Here is a 20,194-nt window from a genome sequence, read left to right as displayed (position 1 = left end):
TTTTAGAGGGTTCTTTTAGTAATGATTCTCGTCTTATAATAAATGTAGAGAAGATGACTAGCCAACTATAGTTATTTTCGCTTTATTATGGGAAGGGGATGAAAGAATGAAAAAGAATAGTTTACAAAAGATGAAGAAAGTTATTTTAAGTGGTGGCGTATTACTTACGGGATTATTAACATTTGGATTTTCAGAAAAGGCTTCAGCTCATGGATATGTAGAATCACCAGCGAGCCGATCTTATTTATGTAAGCAAGGGGTAAATGTAAATTGTGGACCGATTCAATATGAACCTCAAAGCGTAGAAGGAATAGGTGGATTTCCGCAACTAGGACCTTCTGATGGACAAATTGCAGGGGCTGGTCATTTTCCCACTTTAGATGTTCAAACTGTAGATAGGTGGAAGAAAGTTACGTTAAATGGCGGGACGAATACATTCAAGTGGAAACTAACGGCTCCTCATAGTACGAAAGAGTGGAAATACTATATTACGAAAAAAGGTTGGAATCCCAATAAACCTTTGACGCGATCAGATTTAGATTTAGTGCCATTCTATGTGAAAAATGACGGTGGAGCTAGACCAGGGACAACAGTAACGCACGAAGCGAATGTACCAACTGACCGTAGTGGATACCATCTTATTTTAGCTGTTTGGGAAATTGCAGACACTGGAAATGCGTTTTATCAAGTTATAGATGTAAACCTTTTGAATAATGGCTTATCCTCAAATTTCGCTTTTAACAATGTAGTGCAAGCTCCTACATTATTTTAATTGAAACATACATTTCGATCATCTAATTCATTTTAGATGATTTTTTTTATGAAAATGATGAAAAATATAGAAGAAAGTGCAATTATTTATAAAAAAATATGCTTTAAATATTGTCATATTTGCTTCTTTAAGATATCCTTTTCATGAAGAGGTGGAAAACATGGAAAAAGTACTAGTTTTCGGGCATAAAAACCCAGATACAGATGCAATTTGTTCTGCAATTGCTTATGCAGAATTGAAAAAAGAATTAGGAATGAATGCTGAGCCTGTACGTTTAGGCGAAATCAGCGGTGAAACTCAATTTGCGTTAGACTATTTTAAAGTAGAAGGACCGCGTTTTGTTGAGACAGTAGCAAGCGAAGTGGACAACGTTATTTTAGTTGACCATAACGAGCGTCAACAAAGTGCTAACGATATCGAATCAGTTCGTGTGTTAGAAGTTATTGACCATCACCGTATTGCTAACTTTGAAACAAGCGATCCTATATACTATCGTTGTGAGCCAGTTGGCTGTACAGCTACAATCTTAAACAAAATGTACAAAGAAAATGGCGTAACAATTCGTAAAGAAGTTGCAGGTTTAATGTTATCTGCAATCATTTCAGATTCTTTACTATTCAAATCTCCAACTTGCACAGAACAAGATGTAGCAGCTGCTCGTGAATTAGCGGAAATCGCTGGTGTAGATGCAGATAACTACGGCTTAGAAATGTTAAAAGCTGGTGCTGACTTAAGCGGAAAAACAATGGAGCAATTAATCTCTCTTGATGCTAAAGAATTCCAAATGGGTAATGCGAAAGTTGAAATTGCACAAGTAAACGCTGTTGATACAAACGACGTTCTTGTACACCAAGCGGAACTTGAAAAAGTAATTTCTGCAGTAGTAGAAGAAAAAGGTTTAGACCTATTCTTATTCGTTGTAACTGATATCTTAACTAACGATTCTGTCGGTCTTGCGATCGGTAAAGCAGCAAACGTTGTTGAGAAAGCATACAACGTATCACTAGAAAACAATACAGCTACTTTAAAAGGTGTTGTATCTCGTAAAAAACAAATCGTACCAGTATTAACAGAAGCATTCCAAGCTTAATCGTATTGCGTACAGATGAACAGTAAGGACAAGTAGTCAGATTGGCTACTTGTCCTTTTTTATTTATAATAAGCAGAAATTTTTAACTTTTAAACAGTCGCATTGTGTATGCTTAATGATATGGAAGTATTGAAAAGTAAATTACAGGGGCTTTTTGAAAAAATATTGCATCTGTTTCAAAATTAGAGAGCTGGATTTCGGAGGAACTGCGTTTAAACGCTGAAATACAGATGTTGCGTTTAACTTTTTAGAAGAAAGGATATAAAGTTTTGATTAACGAATTAAAATAAGGATAGCGTTAGCTATCCTTATAATCGTTTATTCGTAAGATTTTTTCTTGTTTATATAAAATGTGATTATCGTAGTAATGAAGAAAATAGGTATCGCATACACTTGCCCAACAAATAACTTCCAGCCGACATAATTATAGCCTTCAGATGCTGGGATGATAACGGAAATAACGCAAACGATAAAATAGACTAATAGTGCAGGGATAATATTTTTCATTTTTATGAACCTCCCTTATTGTTTTATTAATACATACTTGTATTATAATTTAGCCTCATTATTTTGAAGAAAAAATGAAAAATTTTTTATGGTATTATAATATTTGCAATGAGAGTAATCTATAGTACGCATATGGTAAAATGTGTAATTTTAACTTTCAGAATTATTATATAGTATTTCGAGAAAAAAATGTACAAAATAACGAATTTTATTTACCAAAGTAAAGGGAGTAGAAATATATATGAAAAGGCTATGTATAATTCCATGCGGAAAAAAGAAAATTTGGGATAAACATTCAGACTACGGACCGATGGAAGCAAAAGATGTATATATTAGTCCGTTCGGAAAAGCATGTCAGGCGTACGCAACTATGTTTTTCGAAAACTGGGTTATATTATCAGCGAAACATGGATTTTTAAGACCAAGTGATATTGTATTAGAAAACTATGATCTTGCATTTGATTCAAAAAGCGATGAGGTAATAAGTATAGAGCAATTACAAAAACAGATGGTAGATAAAAGTTTACTACAGTTTGACGAAATCGTCTTACTAGCAGGGAAGAAGCATAAAAAAGTAGTGACAAAGTTATATCCAGAAGAAATGATTACATATCCGCTAGAGGGGTGTAAAGGAATTGGGTATATGTTGCAGAGGTTGAAAGAAGCTGTGAAGGAAGGGGAGGAAATATAGGTGTAGTTTCAGTGATTTTAAACTCTATTTATTTAGGGAGCTGAAAAGTAAAATAGAGTTTTTAGGCATCGTCGAAAGGGTGATGCTTTTTTGTTCGTGTCGTCATTCATGTAAAAGTAATTTAGAGAATAAATCATTCGATTTATGAAGCGATAGCTTTTCTATATCGAAAACAAATTGCGTCACTTTTAGAAAATATAGGACGTATGGGCACAGTTAAGATTGTAAGTGGGAATAGCAATAAGACAAGTTTTGAATAAGATATTAAGAAAGGAGATGTTGATGAATAATGGCTAGATATAGTTTGCACGGAGGACACAATAGTATTGTTCAAGGTGCTAATTTCGGGAATCGGAAAGAACACGTTCTAGATAGGCAAGTTAAAGATGCCGTGGCGGCTAAGTTAAGAGCCCTAGGACACACGGTTTATGACGATACGGACGAGGTAGGGGCAACTCAATCACAAAATTTAAATAATATCATTCGGAATAGCAATTCCCATGCTGTGGATTTAGTTATTTCTTTTCATCTTAATGCAAGTGATGGAAATGGACAGGGTGTTGAGGTTTTATATTATGATCAGAAAGATTTGGCGGCTAAAATCTCAGCTCAACTAGCAAAAGATATTGGATGGCGTGATCGAGGTGCGAAACAACGTACAGATTTAGCAGTATTAAATGGAACGAAGGCACCGGCTATTCTTATTGAATTAGGGTTTATTGATAATGAATCCGACATGGCAAAATGGAATGTTGATAAAATCGCTAATTCTATTGTATTTGCTCTTACAGGACAAACTGGAGGAGGTGCAGCGAATTTGCTCAAAGTAAAAACTGGTGGTGTAGCATTTAGTAATTTACAAGCTTTGGCTCAAGCTATGGTTGATGCGGGTATTGATGGACAAATTGTCGTTCAAAAAGATGGCATTGGTTATGCTATAACGAATGGCTATCCGTCCGGGAATATCGATAAATTTACAGCTTGGTTAGATGCACGTAAATGGTACTATGAGTACGTGAGATAAAACGAAAATTGGTTTGATTAAAAACTAAAAATTGTCTTATTTTTAGTTAACAAGTATATTAAGTAACTATAAAAATATGGACAATTTATATGTAAATTAGTACACAAAACCACCTGTCAGAAAGGTGGTTTTATTTATCAAGCTATTTGTGGGCGGTAAAATTCTCACCTCAAAATTCGGATGAAGCTAAGAAATTAGGTGGGAATTACACTGCTCGTAGCCTCCTACTAATTATCGTTTCACTTTATATAGTTTAGAGTTTTGTAAATCTTTACTTATTAAACCCGTAATAATATTTTGTTTTCTCAATACATAAGCCGAATTTTAAATTATTACCCAATAATATAATACCTCTCATACTATTTATTAGTTGATAATAACAAAAAAACAAGCTTTGAATATAATAATGAAAAAGGAGATGTTAAATAATGGGTTATATTGTAGATATTTCGAAATGGAATGGCGACATTAACTGGGATATCGCAGCACCACAATTAGATTTCGTAATTGTACGTGTGCAAGATGGTTCAAACTATGTAGATCCTTTATATAAAAATTATGTACAAGCAATGAAAGCAAGGAATATTCCGTTTGGTAATTATGCGTTCTGTCGTTTCGTTTCAGTAGAGGATGCACGGATAGAAGCAAGAGACTTTTGGAACCGTGGTGATAAAAATGCAACAGTTTGGGTAGCTGACGTAGAAGTAAGAACAATGAACGATATGAGAGCGGGTGCACAAGCTTTTATTGATGAATTACGCAGATTAGGAGCTAAGAAAGTCGGTTTATATATTGCTCATCATATGTATGCTCCATTTGGAATGGCAAATGTCAATTGTGATTTTGTATGGATTCCTCGTTATGGTGGTAACAAACCGGCGTATCCATGTGATATTTGGCAATACACAGAGACAGGCAATGTGGCTGGTATCGGCAAGTGTGATTTAAATAAGCTGATTGGAAATAAGCCGTTAGCTTGGTTTACAAATCAAATTGTTGAGCCGATAAAAAAACAAGAAGGGGTTGGAATTATAGTGAATAAATATAACAAAGTAGTTACTTATGAATTTGGTGTAAATTTAATTTCTGACATGATTCAAATGATGGATAAGCTTGGATATACTTCTAAAATAATATCTCGTGGAGATAACCAAGGGCTTGTGTATTTCGAAACAGATTATCGTCAAGGGAACGAACTGGACAAAGCAACTGCTTGGTTAGATATGAAAGGAATTAAATATTTTTATACAAAAGAGTAGTTTGCTAAATAAAAATAAGAGCCGTCATGTGACGGTTTTTATTTTTATTTAATCTTTTAACTCTACTTATAATATGGAGAAAATAGACTAATAAACAAACCTTTGTATACTTTCAAACATAGAATATGATGAATTCTATCAAGGAGGAAGCATATTTATGAGAAATACTTGTCATTGTGGACATTTTCAAGATTGTAATAAATTTTGGGATGATTTAATGTTTGGGAGATGTAGATGTAAGCGCAATGATTTTCACGAGTGTTGTTGCAAAGAGAAACCGAAGTGTGAGTGTGAAAAATGTCATTGTAAAACAAAAGCGAAATGCCATTGTAGGCATGAAGAGGAAGGGTATTAATAATAAAAAAGAGTACGATGCGTACTCTTTTTTGGGGTGATTATATTCCATCTTGAACAGATTTCTTTACAATTACCCATGTGTCTTTCTTTTTAACCGTTATAGCTACATTAGTTCCATTAGATTCCTTATAAAAGATATATCCATTGTTTGAGTTTACATATGTAACTGGTTCACCTATGCAATCTCGCGAACAGGATTTGTTGACTAGTTCAATTAAGGATAGTTCACTTGGATCGGTTTTACTGGCTTCTATAACAGCATCAAGGCTTGTTTTTCGATAACCTTGCAAGTTTATATGAAAAAGCTGCTCTATTTCTCCTGTAATGCTAGTGTTCATTACTTCTACTGAATTCTTTTTTTCTTGAAGAAAGCCGTTTTCATAAAGTAATTTTGTATAGCCAATCCATGCTATTAACACTAGCATGAAAAACATACCCGTCATTTTAAGTATTCGAAGTCGTTTGCTTATAATTGTTTCTGAGTATTTCATTCACTCTAATCCTCCAATGTTTTTAATTTAAAATATGCTTGGATACAGACTTTTAGAAGAGTAGGAAAGTTAATGAATTTTCAATAAAAAAGAAAACATCCAGAGTTAGATGCTTTCTTTTTTGTATTTTTGGCTATCTGTTAGTTACTTGTTTCATAAGTGGTCTTATTTCTTTAACTGGTGGTTTCTTATCATAGGCATCAACGTAAGAAAAGTAGTAGTTTAAGTTTCTTAGAAGACCTTTTCCTATTTTTGCACTTAAGAAAGGAAATACTTGTCCAGTATAATCATCGAGAGATTTACAGTAATATTTTTCATCTAAATATATACTGTATTTACATGTTAGTTCTACTAAAGGATTCCCTTCATTATCAAATACTTCTTTAGAATCAATAATATCTATTAGTGCAAATTTTTCATTTAAGTAAACTTTCTTTTTTTTCTCGTGTTTATTTGTAAGTATAAAAACTAGACCAATCGCGTTAATCAAACTATTTCCTCCTATAAAAAACGGATATTAATAAAATATATCGATATAAGCTAAATGTAAAGAGGAGAGGTGAAATATTATGGAGAGAAAACTAAATAAGCCGATTTATGTTGGGAAATCGACTTATTTTTATCAAGTATTACTTAGTAGTAATACCTACTCTGATTAAAGTTTCACTTTATTGAAATACTTGCGGGAATTGTTTTACGATTGCGTTTGTTATCATGTCGGCCATTTCTAATGCTTCTTTTTCAATTTTATCGTAAAGTTCTACTCCTGCTTCATAATCTTTATTTAGGAAGGCAAGTGCTTCTGCTTTCGTTAGTGCTAAATGTTCATAAAACATTCTTCTAAATTCTTCTTTATCTATATATGGGTTGATACTGTTAAGAAATTCAATAATTGCGTCACCATTAGCGTACCATTTTTTCTCTATAGCGGCCGCTGCATTTTGATTACCAGCTTTTGCGGCTTTAACAAGATCCGCTGCAATTACTAAGTGATCTTTAATTAATGCACTATATTTTTTCACTGCATCTTCACCGTAAAATGGTTCAAGTGATAGTCCCATATGTGTTGCGTTTTGTAGAAGTCGCCCAACAGTAACGTTAACATCTGGTAAATTAAATACTATACTTACAATAGCCAATCTCGTCCAAGCGACGTGTTGTTCCCATAAAGAACGCATATACCCTTTTAAAAAATTCTCATTTTTACTAATTCGGTAGTTCCGTACGGATAAATCATAGTTTACATAAGGGTTATGGTAGGGGGAGTAATACGATTGCCAATAAGAATACATAAATAGTAACACTCCTTTGAACATGTATAACTCAAAGTATGATAAACATTTATTTTTAGTTACGTGTCCTAGATTATTTTTAGGGAATTTGAAATGGAGAAATTAGGTGAATGATGTTGTGGTATATATGAATAAAGTGAATATAAAGTAAAATAGGGTCTGCAAGGGAAGTTGCAGACCCTCAAAAGGGTATTGCCGAGATGTCGGACTCGACTACGTAATGTTATCATAAAATTCTTTTGAAAAAACCTGGTAAATGTGTCCAAATGAAATTGGTACCTTAATACAGTCAAAGGGACCTGCTTCCCGCGGCAGGTCCCAATAACTAGATAATGTCGATGAGCAAAAACTCATCTGGAGTACTTTTATAGTAACAAGTAAAATGACTTTTGTGTATTGAGAAAGAAGAATTGCATAATTATATGTGAACAATTTAAATCCCAACAATTTATGATTATCATTAATTGTTGGAATTTAAATATGGTTATAAAATGGAGAAAAGAAGTGGAAGTGAGATTGAGGTGCACAGAAGTATGTAATCATGAAAAAGACCTGCTAATATAAGCAGGTCAACTTAAGGGGTTTATCCAACAGATTATTATATATGTTAACAATTCAATTGTAGTAAGTCTATACGTTTAATATTGAGAAAACTTCTGTGAATAATATATTTTTTGTGCATATATTAACGTCTAAAAAGTTGAGAAAGAAAATTAAAAAGCTTTTTATAAGAGAATAATGCCTGATACTTATAGTATGATTCATATTTCCACGCATCATTATTAGAGAATTGGGGCTTTTGTGTTTTCGTTTTTGCCTTGATGGAACTCATATTACGATGATTCATATAGTAACCTCCTGAATTTATATGTATACGATTAGTAGTATTCAAGAAAGGGAAATAAAATGAACATTTAAATTGAAAATCTTTCTTCTTGTGTACTGGATTTACGTTATAAATGCTGTAAAACATATAAAATAATGATGCTAATTCATATTAAATAAGTGAAGAAACATAGAATAATGAAAAAACAATAAGCATCTAATCATCCCTTTCAAGTCGCATAAGTGATTGATATAATAGAAGTAGATGAAAGATAAAGAAAAGCAGGTGACTCTTTTTTGTTTACTAAAGCACAAGAACTTTTAGCGTCCTACTTTGGTTATTCTTCGTTTCGAAGAGGACAAGATGAAACAATTAAAAATGTACTAGATGGGAAAGATACGGTTTGTATTATGCCAACCGGTGGCGGTAAGTCGATTTGTTATCAAATTCCGGCATTAGTATTTGAAGGAACGACGTTGGTTATATCGCCTCTAATATCACTTATGAAGGATCAAGTAGATACATTGGTACAGAATGGCATTTCAGCTACATATATTAATAGTTCTATATCTATTGCAGAAGCAAATCAGCGAATTCAATTAGCGAAACAAGGACATTACAAGTTACTTTATGTGGCGCCTGAGCGTCTTGATTCGATGGAGTTTGTTGACCAACTTATCGATATGAAAATCCCTATGATTGCGATTGATGAAGCACACTGTATTTCACAGTGGGGACATGATTTCCGTCCAAGTTATTTACATATACATCGCATATTAGATTATCTTCCAGAAAAGCCGCTCGTATTAGCATTAACAGCAACAGCAACACCGCAAGTACGTGATGATATTTGTAATACACTTGAAATTAATCAAGAAAATACAATTATGACAACGTTTGAGCGTGAAAACTTATCGTTTTCTGTTATTAAAGGGCAAGATCGAAATGCATATTTGGCGGATTATATTCGTCAAAATCAAAAGGAATCTGGGATTATATATGCAGCTACTAGAAAAGTAGTCGATCAGTTATATGAAGATTTAATGAAGGCAGGAGTTTCTGTATCAAAATATCACGCTGGTATGAGTGATATTGATCGAAATGAGCAACAAGAACTCTTTTTACGAGATGAAGTAAGTGTAATGGTAGCAACATCTGCATTCGGGATGGGTATTGATAAATCGAATATTCGTTACGTAATTCATTATCAGCTTCCAAAAAATATGGAAAGTTACTATCAAGAAGCAGGACGTGCTGGTCGTGACGGATTAGATAGTACATGTATATTGTTATATTCTTCTCAAGATGTACAAGTACAGCGTTTTTTAATTGATCAATCAACTGGAGAATCACGTTTTTCAAATGAACTTGAAAAATTGCAAAATATGACCGATTACTGTCATACAGAACAATGTTTACAATCATTCATTTTGCAATACTTTGGAGAAGAACCGAAAGAAGATTGTGGACGCTGTGGTAATTGTACAGACAATCGCGAGAGCATCGATGTGACAAGAGAATCACAAATGGTTTTATCATGCATGATTAGAACGAACCAACGCTTTGGAAAGCAAATGATAGCGCAAGTATTAACTGGGTCGAAGAATAAGAAAGTTATTGAATTTAATTTTCATACTTTACCAACGTATGGGCTTTTATCGAACCGTAGTGTAAAAGAGGTCAGTGAGTTTATTGAGTTTTTAATTTCAGACGAGTTAATTGCAGTTGAACATGGCACTTATCCGACGTTAAAAGTAACTGAAAAAGGGAAAGAAGTATTACTTGGTAAAGAGAATGTTTTACGAAAAGAACGAGTAGAGACAAGACAAATTGTTCAAGACCATCCTTTATTTGAAGTGCTTCGTGAAGTACGTAAAGAAATTGCACAAGGAGAAGGTGTACCGCCATTCGTTATTTTCTCTGACCAAACATTAAAAGATATGTGTGTGAAAATGCCGCAAAGTGATTCCGAATTGTTGACGGTAAAAGGTATCGGAGAACACAAACTTGTGAAATATGGCTCGCACTTCTTACAAGCAGTTCAGCATTTTATTAAGGAAAATCCAAATTATGCTGAAACGATTAAGACAGAAGTAGTTTCAGAGCGTAAAAAGTCAGGAAAAGCGTCCGCAAATTCTCATTTAGAAACGTATGAAATGTATAAACAAGGTATTGATTTGAATGAGATTGCAAAAGAACGTAACTTATCAAGACAAACAATCGAAAACCATTTAATTCGCTGCTATGAGGATGGAATGGAAGTAGATTGGCAAAGCTTTGTTCCAGCAGAGTATGAATCTCTTATTGAAACTGCCGTTCAAAATGCAGATGGTGGTCTGAAATCTATTAAAGAACAGCTTCCGAATGAAGTGAGTTACTTTATGATTCGTGCTTATTTACAAATAAGAAAGTAGAGGCATATAAAGGGGATAAGAATTTATGTATCATGTTTTCGTTTATGGAACGTTAAGAAGAGGACAAACGAATGCTCATTATATGCTAGGTGCAACATGCATCGCAGACAGAGCTTGGACATATGGAAAATTATTTGATACGAACGAAGGATATCCGGCCATGACTTATTCGATTGAAGAACAGGTGTATGGAGAAATTTATGTAGTAAATGATGAGATATTGTGTAAGTTAGATGAACTAGAAGAATATAAAGGCAATGCGGAGACTGATTTATATAATCGAATCACGCAAACAGTATATGTTGCTTATAGGGAAATTGAGGCATATGTGTATATCGCTCAGGATAAAAAGATGTTAAAGAAAGTGATAGAATCTGGAGACTGGCTTATGTATCAAAAAATATAATAAGGTAGTTTTAAAAATTGGAAAGCAGATAATGACGAATTCATTATCTGCTTTTTATTGTGTGAATAATTGTCGTTCTCTTTTTATTCTTATAGTTCTTAGTACGATTCCAATTCCGAGAAATAAAACAGTAGCAGCGACCCCGCTAGTAGGATTTAACCAAAAATCACTACTGTTTGTAAGAGTAATAATCCCTGTTATTGTAACTAAAACAGTAGGAACAGCATCCTCGATTGCATGCATGATAACACATGGCTAGACGGATTTTGTAAGTCTATATATTTCAACATACATAATTGACCAACAAACCATAAGGATACAGCCAGATAGAAGCATATTTAATCTTGAGATAGATTCAAAATATTCATTTGAAGAGCCTCCTTTACTTTTATTTATCCTACTATTTGTTGGCAGTAAAACGCCCATTGATTAAAGTCTTTAATTTTTACAATATTTGTTAATAGATAAATTAAATAGGAGACAAATAGAAAGTAGTATCTTTTGTATGCATCACTATACTATATGTGTATTTGTGTGATTTAGATGTTGCATATTCTTTTTAAATTAGAAAGATGAAAAATAAGTTTTTTCGGAAAATTTAAACGGAAACTATTGACTTTATGATTGGGTTTTTAATACAATGATACTTCGACTGAAAAATTAGAACGGACAGGAGGGAATCGTCGAAATGAGCAACATATTTGAAGGTGAGTTACAAAAAATGAAGGATACTTTACATACGATGGATGAGCAATTGGATAAGCTTGAAAAAACCCCGGTTTATTATGGAGAAGATTTTAAAGAGCAAATTCTTGAAAGTATGAGGGAGTCTAATAGACAAAACTTACGTATTGGTGTGCAAGAGCCGTACTTTGGAAGGTTAGATTTTCAGGAAGATGGAAAAGAAGAAGTTATGCCGATTTATATCGGAAAAGTAGGGGTTTCGGATATGGACACGATGAAGCCAATCATTATTGATTGGCGGGCGCCTGTCGCAAGTATGTTTTATTCATTTACCGGTGGAGAAGAATTAGCATTTTATCAATCACCAGATGGGTTAGTAGAAGGTGATGTGTATTTAAAACGAAACATTTCCATTCGAAAAAGAGAACTTGAACGTGTTGTTGATACATATGTAAAAGGAAATGAAGATGTATCGCATGCCGATGATTTTCTTCTATATCGATTAGGTGAGAATAAAGATAATAAGCTAAAGGATATTGTTTCAACGATTCAATCGGAACAAAATGATATTATTCGAGCGGAAAGAAATTTACCATTACTTATTCAAGGGGTTGCAGGAAGCGGAAAGACAACAATTGCTTTACATCGCCTTGCTTTTTTAATTTATGAATATCGTGAACAACTAGAAGCAGAAAGAATGATCGTATTTGCGCCGAATAGTCTGTTTTTAGACTACATTTCGAGTGTACTTCCTGAATTAGGTGTAGGGAATATTAGTCAAACAACGTTTCTGGATTGGGCATTACGTACGTTAGATGATTCAGTGAAACTAAAGCAGACAGAAGAAAAATTGAAAGAAGCATTTTCAATTAATCGTGATCAAAAGAAGGTAATGCTAGGTAAATTAAAGGGTACGTTGGAATTTAAGAAGTTTATTGAAGAGAGAATGATCCAATTTGAAAATGAGTTAGTTCCGACAAAAGATTTTGAGGCGTGGGATAGAGCGATTATTCCAGTAGAAGATATTAAAAAATGGATGCAAGTTGAATATAAACATTATCCTTTACAGAAAAGAAGAGAACGATTAGTAGGACGAATGAAGCGCTGGATTGAAATTGAACTTAAAAAATTCGGGGAAACAAACGAGAAAAAATTACTTAAAAAAGAAGCGACTAAGAGACTGAACGCATATATGAAGTTTTGGCCGAAAATGAGTGCTCTTTCACTGTATAGTTCAATAGTAAAAAGTAAAGAAATACTCGAGGTATTACCTGAAGAACTTGTTAAAGAAACAGAAAAGAGTTGTCGTAAAAAAGAAGTGTATGTAGAAGATTTACCAGCTTTAATATACATACATCATCGTATAACAGGGATTGAAATCGGGCAGAAGTTTCATCACGTTGTTATTGATGAAGCGCAAGATTTTTCGCCTTTCCAAGTTTATGTATTAAAAGAAATTACATTAGGTAATTCTTTCACTATATTAGGTGATTTATCGCAAGCGATTTATGATTACCAAGGAATTGAAGATTGGAATGCTTTTAAGGAAGTATTCCAAGAAACCGGTTATTATGAATTGACAAGAAGTTATCGTTCTACAAAAGAAATTATTGAATTTGCAAATGAAATAATTAAAAATGCAGAAATCCCAGTAGGACTCGCAACACCAGTCTTCCGCAGTGGAGAAGATGTGAAAGTAATTCATACAGAAAATCAATTTACTGAAATTGTGAAGACGGTAAAACATTTGCAAAATGCAGATGTGAAAACAATTGCGGTAATCGGAAGAACAGAAGATGAATGCCGTGATATATATGTGAAATTAACAAATGCAGGATTAACGGTAAACGTAATTGAAGCAAACCAAAGTAAATATGAAGGTGGTATATCAGTAGTACCTGTCTATTTAGCGAAAGGTTTAGAATTTGATGCGGTGCTTTTAATTGATGTGGATGAGGAACATTACAAAAACACAAAGCATGATGCAAAATTACTATATGTCGGATGTACGAGATCACTTCATGACTTATGGATTTTCTATAGTGGAGAAGCGTCACCTTTAATTAAAGGATTAAAATAAAGTGAAACTATAATCAGTGGGGATTTTTACTGCAAGCTAATGTGAGATAAATATAAAAAGAGGATTTCTATTACTGTCTACTTAACAGGGAGATGACTATGAAGATCCTCTTTTTATATTGAAATTAGTGTTCGATTTTAAACGAATAAAGCCATTAATATTAAATTTTGATAGCTATCATCCAATTTTACACCCTTTGCTTTTCTACCCTCTTCAAAGAAGCCTAGATTCTTATATAACTGGATTGCACCTAGATTATCTTCCATTACCTCAAGACAAACTTTTTCAATCTTACTGTTATTTTTAGCCCAATTGATTAACGTTTCTAGAAGAGCTCTTCCAATACCATAATTTCGATATTCAGGTAGTATGGTCATCGCAAAAGCCCCTTGATGACTAATTTTTTCTTTGTTTCCATTCTTAAAATCTATTGCACCGACTAACTTACCATCAACTTCAGCAATAAACTGTACATAATTTGGATTTTCAAGATAAGCTTTTAACGTTTTTTGAATAGCATCGATACGCACCTTTTTTACATCTTCAACCGTACTTAGCATGTATGGAGCGTTTATTAAAGCTTTTGAAGCAGAATCTAGTATTCTTTCTGCATCCTGTTCTTTAGCTTCTCTAATTATTACTGTTTTTCCATCCTTAGATTTATAAGTAAAAACATTAGTTGATAAGATACTACACACACCCTTTCGGAATATAATTAGTTGAATTTTTTAACTATCGTACGATTATTAAGTAAGAAAAAGTCGTATCACCTTTTGCTGCAATCGCTCTGCTTCAACTTAATGACGATTATTTCAAATGTTTTTAATTTTCACAAGGATTTATTCCGTTATATAGCCCGATTGTTGAATAACATGACTGGCGTTTTTTAAACAACTTTATTATCTCTGTACACGATGAATTAACGACTTGAGCTGTTGTGTAAATAATATACAATGACCTTTTCTAATTCCTTAGTTTGTTCTTTTTCCCGTACACGAACGGCATCTACTGGAGTTTGTGTATGTTTTAACCAATCTAGAATAAGGTGTAGTTGTTCTTGTATTTGCCCAATGTTTTGCTCCTTTATGTTCTTATTCTGAATTCTATTAATTAATTGCAGCATATAGGGAAGTTTTTCTATACATTCGCTTAAATCTCCGCAATAACCTGAAGGGAATTCATTTGTACCAAATTCTAAAGTATTGATGTAATTAGAAACTAGGTATATCATGGCTTTTTGTTCGGTATCACCACCTAATTCAATCGCTTTTCGAAGGAATTTTTCTAAATCGTCTTCTTTATTGCTAGAGTCCATATAAATTCCTATCCATCTAAAAGGTCTTGAATCAAATGGGTTGTTTTCTGTCCATCTATATAGAATGTCAATTAGAAAACTATTTAGTGAGAAAGTTAAGATCCCATCTTTTTCGTTTAATGCATCTAAAATAGTAAACAGCGAAATGGCAAACTCTTCTTGATCTTTTGATTCCCATTTCTTTGCATTTGAAATAAATGTCCCTAAATGTTTAAAAGCTAATTTTCGAAGCCCCGCTTCGCGATGCTGACAGTAACAAATAAAATCATGCCAATGCTCATTTTTATTCATATGTATAATAATAGTTTGTAATGCAGTGAGAGGTTTATCCATTATAAGTCCCCAATCTATTAAGCACGTGTTGAAAATTTAGTGTTATTATATCATTACATAAATTAAAATGGGAGAGTCACTATGATTACAAAAGTAATTACGAAAAGTAATTGGGAAATCGCAAAAACAACTGGAGAAATTAATGAAGAATCACTTATAGAAGAGGGATTTATCCATTGTTCATTATTAGATCAAGCTTTAAAAGTTGCAGAAAAATATTTCAAGCATGAAGAAGATGTTTTATTACTTACAATTGATCCAGCTCTATTAAAAGCAGAAGTAAAATATGAACTTGCTTCTAACGGTCAAGAATATCCGCATGTTTACGGAGTAATTAATGTTGAGGCGATTGTAGAGGTTGTTCAATTTTCTAAAGAAAAAGGGGAATTTATATTACTTAAATCAGTTCGACTTTAGTAATAGGTGATGGAGTTCGCTATAATCGCTATATATAGCTAATGAATCCTATTGATAAACGAGGTTTTTTTGTTTATCAGTAGGATTTTGAATTTTATTCGAATGGACTTAAAAAGAGCACATTTGAATTGTGCTCTTTAAGAGAAAAGTGAATTAGGGTTTTTTACTTCTAGATAATGTATGAGTGATTCATCATAATGTGACGATGAATCACAAAAGAGCAGTTAGAGTGGGAAGAATTTAAGATGGTCACGGGATCCAATCGATAGGTAATGCAGCGGTTCTAACAGGACTCATTATAGACTTTGAAGATGAAACGTAAAAAAGTTATTATTTTTATCTGAATATTGAAGGAATACAAGAGTTTTATTTATTTAATTTTTTAGAAAACATAGACTACAACATTGGTAAATGGTATAATTCCCTTGTTATTGGAATTAAAATCAAAATATTTGAAAATAAAGGATAGGGTTGGTTTTAATGGGGGATTCTGATCACAAAGAAACAAAGGCAATATTAAAGTTATGGTTTATTTATATACCACTTGCATTTGGAGAATTTGTCTTTTCGAATATCATAGGTTATTTAAAAAAATAAAGATTTTGTATTTGAAAAACAATTAACCTAATTTAATTGTTTTTTTATTTTTCTCTAATAAACCAAACAAAAATAAAGATTTTGAACAAGATGAAGTTTATGAAGGAAATAACGTTGATTAGGTGCTGAAAACAGTGTGAAATTAACAGTGCCTAAAGAATAAAACAGGAATCATTCAACTATGGTAATTTTCCGTTTTATTAGCTTCCTATAGTGAGGTGTTATGTTCACATCATATGTATACGATATTTGTAGCTTAATATAGTATTACTGGAACTGCAAAATTAGTAGTTAAGGTTGCTACCTTTTAGAGTGATATATATAACTTAGCTAAAAAAGCACAAATCATATAATTTGCGCTTTTCATTATCCGTTTTTTGGTAAAAAATTATAGTGTTTGTCACACTAATACTGTACGATACATAGTATAAAACACATACTGTATGACATATAGTAATGGAAATGAGGTGAGTGAATGGATACTTTATTAAACTCGTTAATTACTGAGTTAAGAAGAGGGACATTAACGTTAGCCGTTTTAAGTCAATTAACAACGCCGCAGTACGGATATTCACTTGTCCAGTTATTGGAGCAATCAGGAATTACAATTGATCAAAGTACTTTATATCCGCTACTTCGCCGATTAGAAAAGCAGGAATTAGTGACGAGTAGTTGGGATAAAACGGAGAGTAGACCTCGTAAGTATTATGTTTTAAGTGAATATGGATTAGAAATATTTTTGCAGTTGAAAAAAGAATGGATAAAGGATTCAAAAGAACTGTATAACTTATTAAAGGAGGAGGACGATAATGAGTCTAATTGATATCTACGTCCATGAAGTTGCAAAAAGATTACCTGAAAAAAATCGTGAAGATATTACACTTGAAATACGGTCAACAATAGAGGATATGTTACCTGATAATTATAATGAAGATGATGTAAAGAGCGTTCTTGAAAAATTGGGAAGTCCAGTTTCATTGGCTAATGGATACATGGATAGACCGATGCATTTAATTGGACCACGTTATTTTGATGTATATATGACATTATTAAAAATGATTATACCAATTGCAGTTGTTATTGCACTTATTTCAATGGCTGCAGAAAGTTTTATTAGTTATAGTGGTGAGCAGGCAGTAGTAAACGTTATTTTAAAATTGATGGGTGAAGGAATTGCAAAAACATTTGAAGTAGGTCTCCAAGTATTTTTTTGGATAACACTTGTTTTCGCTGTTTTAGAAAGAACAGATAAAGAAAAAGACCCACAACCATTGACAACAAGTTTAAAAAAATGGACACCAGATGATTTGAAAAACATCTCGTATATCCCAAAGAAAAAAGCAATCTCGAAGTTTGAAGTTTTTGGAGGTTTAATGTGGACAGCAGTTTGGGCTACACTTTACTTTTATGCGAATTATCTTGTTGGCGTATATAACGGTACGGCAAATGGACTGAAGTTTGTCTCGCCAACTTTTAATCAAGATGTTTTATTGCAGTACTGGCCAATCGTTGTAATTATGATCGTTTTTGAAATATGTATATCCCTTTATAAATTAGTGCAGGGACAATGGACGCAAAGATTGGCGATTGGGAATGCTATTCTTCAAATAGCTGGGACGATAGTATTCATTGTAATTGTAGTAAATCCACATGTATTTAACGCAGGGTTTATTACGTATTTGGCAAATGCATTTACTATTTCCTCAGAGGAGTTTAAAACGTGGCTCATTGGGGGAGGAATTTTCTTCTACATGTTATCTGCTGCAATAAATATATTTGATGGTTTCCGAAAAGCTAGTATTCGTATGTAGATAAAAATCGGAAATTTCGATAAAATAAAACTATTAAAAAGATAGTAAAATAAGGTGAACATGATGAAAGGAAGAAAATAATGATAAGGGAAGCAACGAAAAAAGATTTAGCATACATTTTAGATATTTATAACGATGCGATACTTTATACAACAGCTGTATATGCGTATAAACCTGTAACCCTTGAAAATAGAATAGATTGGTATGAACAAAAAAAGGCTGAAGGGTATCCAATTTTCGTATATGAATTAGATAATAAAGTAGTAGGATTTGCGACATTCGGTCCATTTAGAGCGTGGCCTGCTTATAAATATTCAGTTGAACATTCTGTGTATGTAGATAAGGCATATAGAAAAAGTGGCATTGGGTCTTCATTAATGAAAGAATTAATCAAAATTGCAAAGGAAAGAGAGTATATGACCTTAATTGCTGGAATTGATGCAGAAAATGAGAAAAGTATTGCCTTACATCAAAACTATGGATTTGTTCATGCAGGAACAATAAAAAAAGCTGGTTATAAGTTTAATAAATGGCTAGATTTAGCTTTTTATCAGCTGGAACTTAACGGTCCTGAAAATCCTATAGAAGAATAAATATTTTTTGGTAGCAAGAAAAAATTCATGCTACCTTTTTCTTATTTTAATAGCTCATATGAGCTGCTGAAAAGGTTTTTTATATTCGATATTGAATTTATTGGTATAATAGGAATGTTTAACGAATTTCCACTTCTTTATGTGATTGGGGGAAAAGATTTACCGAATCGCCGTGAAAATAAAGAGGTAGATGAAGCTTTTGCAGTAGTTTTAAAGTACATATACAAAGAATATAGTGAAAGCATGCTAGGAGTGAGCGATTGAAAAGAAACTTAAAGACTTTAACAATCATTATTTTAATTTTAACGATTATTGCTCTTGAAGTTGGAATCGCCCTATATGATCACAATTTGTCATTAGATACAATTTACTTTGCAGCGATCCTTATTTGTATTGTATTGCTTTTTGGCACACGTGTTTCTGAAGAGAAAGAAAGTACATCGAAACGAGGGCGAAGAAAAATAGCTGTTATATTTTGGCCATCTATTTTATTGTCTATCGCTTGTTTTGCAGTTATAAGTTACATAAGGGTAGGCTATGTCTCTGTACCAGGGATAATTGGCTTTTCATGCTTTGTTACATATGGTGGATTCGTTTTGATTAGTATTTTAAAGGGGAAAAATAAAATGTAGCTTACTAAGTTGAAAGGAAGCAATGTATATGAAACATATAGAGAACGGTACACGTATTGAAGGAGAATACATTAAAAATAAAGTCATTCAATATAATATGTCCATCTTAACAGATGAAGTAAAACAGCCGATGGAAGAAGTAAGTCTCGTAGTAAAAAATGAAGAAGGAAAAATATTTGGTGGTGTAACAGGTACGATGTATTTTTATCATCTTCATATCGACTTTTTATGGGTTGATAAATCAGCTCGTCATGACGGTTATGGTAGTCAACTGTTACATAAAATTGAAGAAATTGCGAAGGAAAAAGGGTGCAGATTAATATTGCTAGATTCATTTAGTTTTCAAGCGCCAGAATTTTATAAAAAGCACGGTTACAGGGAGTATGGTATCGTTGAAGATCATCCGAAAGGTCATAGTCAGCACTTTTTTGAAAAGAGATTATAATAATATTATGTATACTGATTGATGGGAGAAAGCATATGTACACGTATAAATTGCAACAAGAACAACCAATCTGTGCAGAAAAAATAAAGAAGCTTTATGATTCTGTCGGTTGGTGGCCAGAAAGAAAAGAAGTCGATATTGAAAAAATGTTTAAGAGG

The 20,194-nt window shown here is 32.9% G+C and carries 23 protein-coding genes, 2 pseudogenes and 1 riboswitch; of the genes and pseudogenes, 17 read left to right on the top strand and 8 right to left on the bottom strand.

Translation table 11 applies throughout. From position 1 onward, the window contains the following. The first annotated feature begins 106 nt into the window (after positions 1–106). Positions 107–772 (top strand): lytic polysaccharide monooxygenase, encoded by a 666-nt coding sequence (locus ACTFRH_RS10230; RefSeq protein ID WP_000742283.1) that lies wholly within the window; start codon positions 107–109, stop codon positions 770–772. Between the two features lie 160 nt (positions 773–932). Next, positions 933–1,862, top strand: coding sequence for a manganese-dependent inorganic pyrophosphatase (gene ppaC / locus ACTFRH_RS10225; RefSeq protein ID WP_000416865.1), 930 nt, complete (start codon positions 933–935; stop codon positions 1,860–1,862). A 318-nt stretch (positions 1,863–2,180) separates the two neighbouring features. Here ppaC and ACTFRH_RS10220 read toward each other — a convergent pair whose 3' ends face one another. After that, the gene (locus ACTFRH_RS10220; RefSeq protein WP_000789486.1) at positions 2,181–2,369 is read right to left on the bottom strand and encodes a DUF4017 family protein; all 189 of its coding nucleotides are present in this window, start codon (positions 2,367–2,369) and stop codon (positions 2,181–2,183) included. Positions 2,370–2,610: 241 nt separating this feature from the next. Here ACTFRH_RS10220 and ACTFRH_RS10215 point away from each other — a divergent pair, with 241 nt between their 5' ends. The 4 genes from ACTFRH_RS10215 (at position 2,611) to ACTFRH_RS10200 (ending at position 5,738) form a co-directional block, all read left to right on the top strand. Then, positions 2,611–3,060, top strand: a complete 450-nt coding sequence (locus ACTFRH_RS10215) for a DUF6884 domain-containing protein (protein ID WP_000824872.1) — start codon at positions 2,611–2,613, stop codon at positions 3,058–3,060. A gap of 289 nt (positions 3,061–3,349) precedes the next feature. Beyond that, positions 3,350–4,084: an N-acetylmuramoyl-L-alanine amidase gene (locus ACTFRH_RS10210; RefSeq protein ID WP_000135279.1), complete on the top strand. Its 735-nt coding sequence runs from the start codon at positions 3,350–3,352 to the stop codon at positions 4,082–4,084. A gap of 428 nt (positions 4,085–4,512) precedes the next feature. Beyond that, a complete protein-coding gene (locus ACTFRH_RS10205; RefSeq protein ID WP_000540620.1) occupies positions 4,513–5,343 on the top strand; it encodes a GH25 family lysozyme in 831 nt (276 codons plus the stop codon). Between the two features lie 221 nt (positions 5,344–5,564). Continuing rightward, positions 5,565–5,738, top strand: coding sequence for a hypothetical protein (locus ACTFRH_RS10200; protein WP_000503012.1), 174 nt, complete (start codon positions 5,565–5,567; stop codon positions 5,736–5,738). On the opposite strand, the gene ACTFRH_RS10195 is transcribed toward ACTFRH_RS10200, so the two are convergent. From ACTFRH_RS10195 to ACTFRH_RS10180, 4 genes are all read right to left on the bottom strand, one after another. Next, the gene (locus ACTFRH_RS10195; RefSeq protein WP_000877572.1) at positions 5,739–6,191 is read right to left on the bottom strand and encodes a hypothetical protein; all 453 of its coding nucleotides are present in this window, start codon (positions 6,189–6,191) and stop codon (positions 5,739–5,741) included. Between the two features lie 133 nt (positions 6,192–6,324). Then, positions 6,325–6,681, bottom strand: coding sequence for a hypothetical protein (locus tag ACTFRH_RS10190; RefSeq protein WP_000606234.1), 357 nt, complete (start codon positions 6,679–6,681; stop codon positions 6,325–6,327). Between the two features lie 178 nt (positions 6,682–6,859). Beyond that, positions 6,860–7,483 carry a hypothetical protein gene (locus ACTFRH_RS10185; RefSeq protein ID WP_000287737.1) on the bottom strand — a complete coding sequence of 208 codons (624 nt, stop codon included), beginning with the start codon at positions 7,481–7,483 and terminating at the stop codon, positions 6,860–6,862. Positions 7,484–8,168: 685 nt separating this feature from the next. Continuing rightward, positions 8,169–8,330 carry a hypothetical protein gene (locus ACTFRH_RS10180; protein WP_001016536.1) on the bottom strand — a complete coding sequence of 54 codons (162 nt, stop codon included), beginning with the start codon at positions 8,328–8,330 and terminating at the stop codon, positions 8,169–8,171. 275 nt (positions 8,331–8,605) lie between these two features. Here ACTFRH_RS10180 and recQ point away from each other — a divergent pair, with 275 nt between their 5' ends. Together recQ and ACTFRH_RS10170 are read left to right on the top strand one after the other, a co-directional pair. Continuing rightward, a complete protein-coding gene (recQ, locus tag ACTFRH_RS10175) occupies positions 8,606–10,723 on the top strand; it encodes a DNA helicase RecQ (RefSeq protein WP_000494267.1) in 2,118 nt (705 codons plus the stop codon). Between the two features lie 25 nt (positions 10,724–10,748). Then, positions 10,749–11,129 (top strand): gamma-glutamylcyclotransferase family protein, encoded by a 381-nt coding sequence (locus tag ACTFRH_RS10170; protein WP_000274903.1) that lies wholly within the window; start codon positions 10,749–10,751, stop codon positions 11,127–11,129. A 54-nt stretch (positions 11,130–11,183) separates the two neighbouring features. On the opposite strand, the pseudogene ACTFRH_RS10165 reads toward ACTFRH_RS10170, so the two are convergent. Then, a pseudogene (locus ACTFRH_RS10165) lies at positions 11,184–11,498 on the bottom strand (CPBP family intramembrane glutamate endopeptidase); the annotation flags it as partial. Between the two features lie 319 nt (positions 11,499–11,817). Here ACTFRH_RS10165 and ACTFRH_RS10160 point away from each other — a divergent pair. After that, entirely contained in the window at positions 11,818–13,893 is a 2,076-nt protein-coding gene (locus tag ACTFRH_RS10160; RefSeq protein ID WP_000065194.1) for a HelD family protein, read from the top strand. Between the two features lie 137 nt (positions 13,894–14,030). On the opposite strand, the gene ACTFRH_RS10155 is transcribed toward ACTFRH_RS10160, so the two are convergent. Continuing rightward, entirely contained in the window at positions 14,031–14,591 is a 561-nt protein-coding gene (locus ACTFRH_RS10155; RefSeq protein WP_000337119.1) for a GNAT family N-acetyltransferase, read from the bottom strand. 221 nt (positions 14,592–14,812) lie between these two features. Then, on the bottom strand, positions 14,813–15,541 hold the full coding sequence (locus ACTFRH_RS10150) for a hypothetical protein (RefSeq protein ID WP_000360490.1): 729 nt from the start codon (positions 15,539–15,541) through the stop codon (positions 14,813–14,815). Between the two features lie 81 nt (positions 15,542–15,622). Between ACTFRH_RS10150 and ACTFRH_RS10145 the strand changes: the two genes are divergently transcribed. The 8 genes and pseudogenes from ACTFRH_RS10145 to ACTFRH_RS10110 form a co-directional block, all read left to right on the top strand. Beyond that, complete coding sequence (locus ACTFRH_RS10145; protein ID WP_000629083.1) at positions 15,623–15,958, top strand: DUF952 domain-containing protein; 336 nt, start codon at positions 15,623–15,625, stop codon at positions 15,956–15,958. Beyond that, a riboswitch (Fluoride riboswitch) is annotated at positions 15,955–16,016 on the top strand. It overlaps the preceding gene by 4 nt. Before the next feature lie 1,014 nt (positions 16,017–17,030). Then, on the top strand, positions 17,031–17,378 hold the full coding sequence (locus ACTFRH_RS10140; RefSeq protein ID WP_000380305.1) for a PadR family transcriptional regulator: 348 nt from the start codon (positions 17,031–17,033) through the stop codon (positions 17,376–17,378). Next, positions 17,365–18,366 carry an HAAS signaling domain-containing protein gene (locus tag ACTFRH_RS10135; protein WP_000052333.1) on the top strand — a complete coding sequence of 334 codons (1,002 nt, stop codon included), beginning with the start codon at positions 17,365–17,367 and terminating at the stop codon, positions 18,364–18,366. Before ACTFRH_RS10140 ends, ACTFRH_RS10135 begins: the two co-directional genes overlap by 14 nt. Before the next feature lie 80 nt (positions 18,367–18,446). After that, a complete protein-coding gene (locus ACTFRH_RS10130) occupies positions 18,447–18,959 on the top strand; it encodes a GNAT family N-acetyltransferase (protein ID WP_000617512.1) in 513 nt (170 codons plus the stop codon). A 114-nt stretch (positions 18,960–19,073) separates the two neighbouring features. Beyond that, positions 19,074–19,223 carry a hypothetical protein gene (locus ACTFRH_RS10125; protein WP_000481400.1) on the top strand — a complete coding sequence of 50 codons (150 nt, stop codon included), beginning with the start codon at positions 19,074–19,076 and terminating at the stop codon, positions 19,221–19,223. After that, a complete protein-coding gene (locus ACTFRH_RS10120; RefSeq protein ID WP_000827982.1) occupies positions 19,220–19,591 on the top strand; it encodes a hypothetical protein in 372 nt (123 codons plus the stop codon). Before ACTFRH_RS10125 ends, ACTFRH_RS10120 begins: the two co-directional genes overlap by 4 nt. A gap of 28 nt (positions 19,592–19,619) precedes the next feature. Then, positions 19,620–20,036: a GNAT family N-acetyltransferase gene (locus ACTFRH_RS10115; protein ID WP_000680412.1), complete on the top strand. Its 417-nt coding sequence runs from the start codon at positions 19,620–19,622 to the stop codon at positions 20,034–20,036. A gap of 35 nt (positions 20,037–20,071) precedes the next feature. Beyond that, positions 20,072–20,191 (top strand): annotated as a pseudogene (locus tag ACTFRH_RS10110) (acetyltransferase); the annotation flags it as partial. Positions 20,192–20,194 lie beyond the last annotated feature (3 nt).

The organism is Bacillus cereus group sp. MYBK216-1 (assembly GCF_051916495.1).
Classification (GTDB): domain Bacteria; phylum Bacillota; class Bacilli; order Bacillales; family Bacillaceae_G; genus Bacillus_A; species Bacillus_A thuringiensis_K.
The sequence above is the reverse complement of the archived record's forward strand: the minus strand, read 5'-3'. Positions and strand labels throughout refer to the sequence as shown.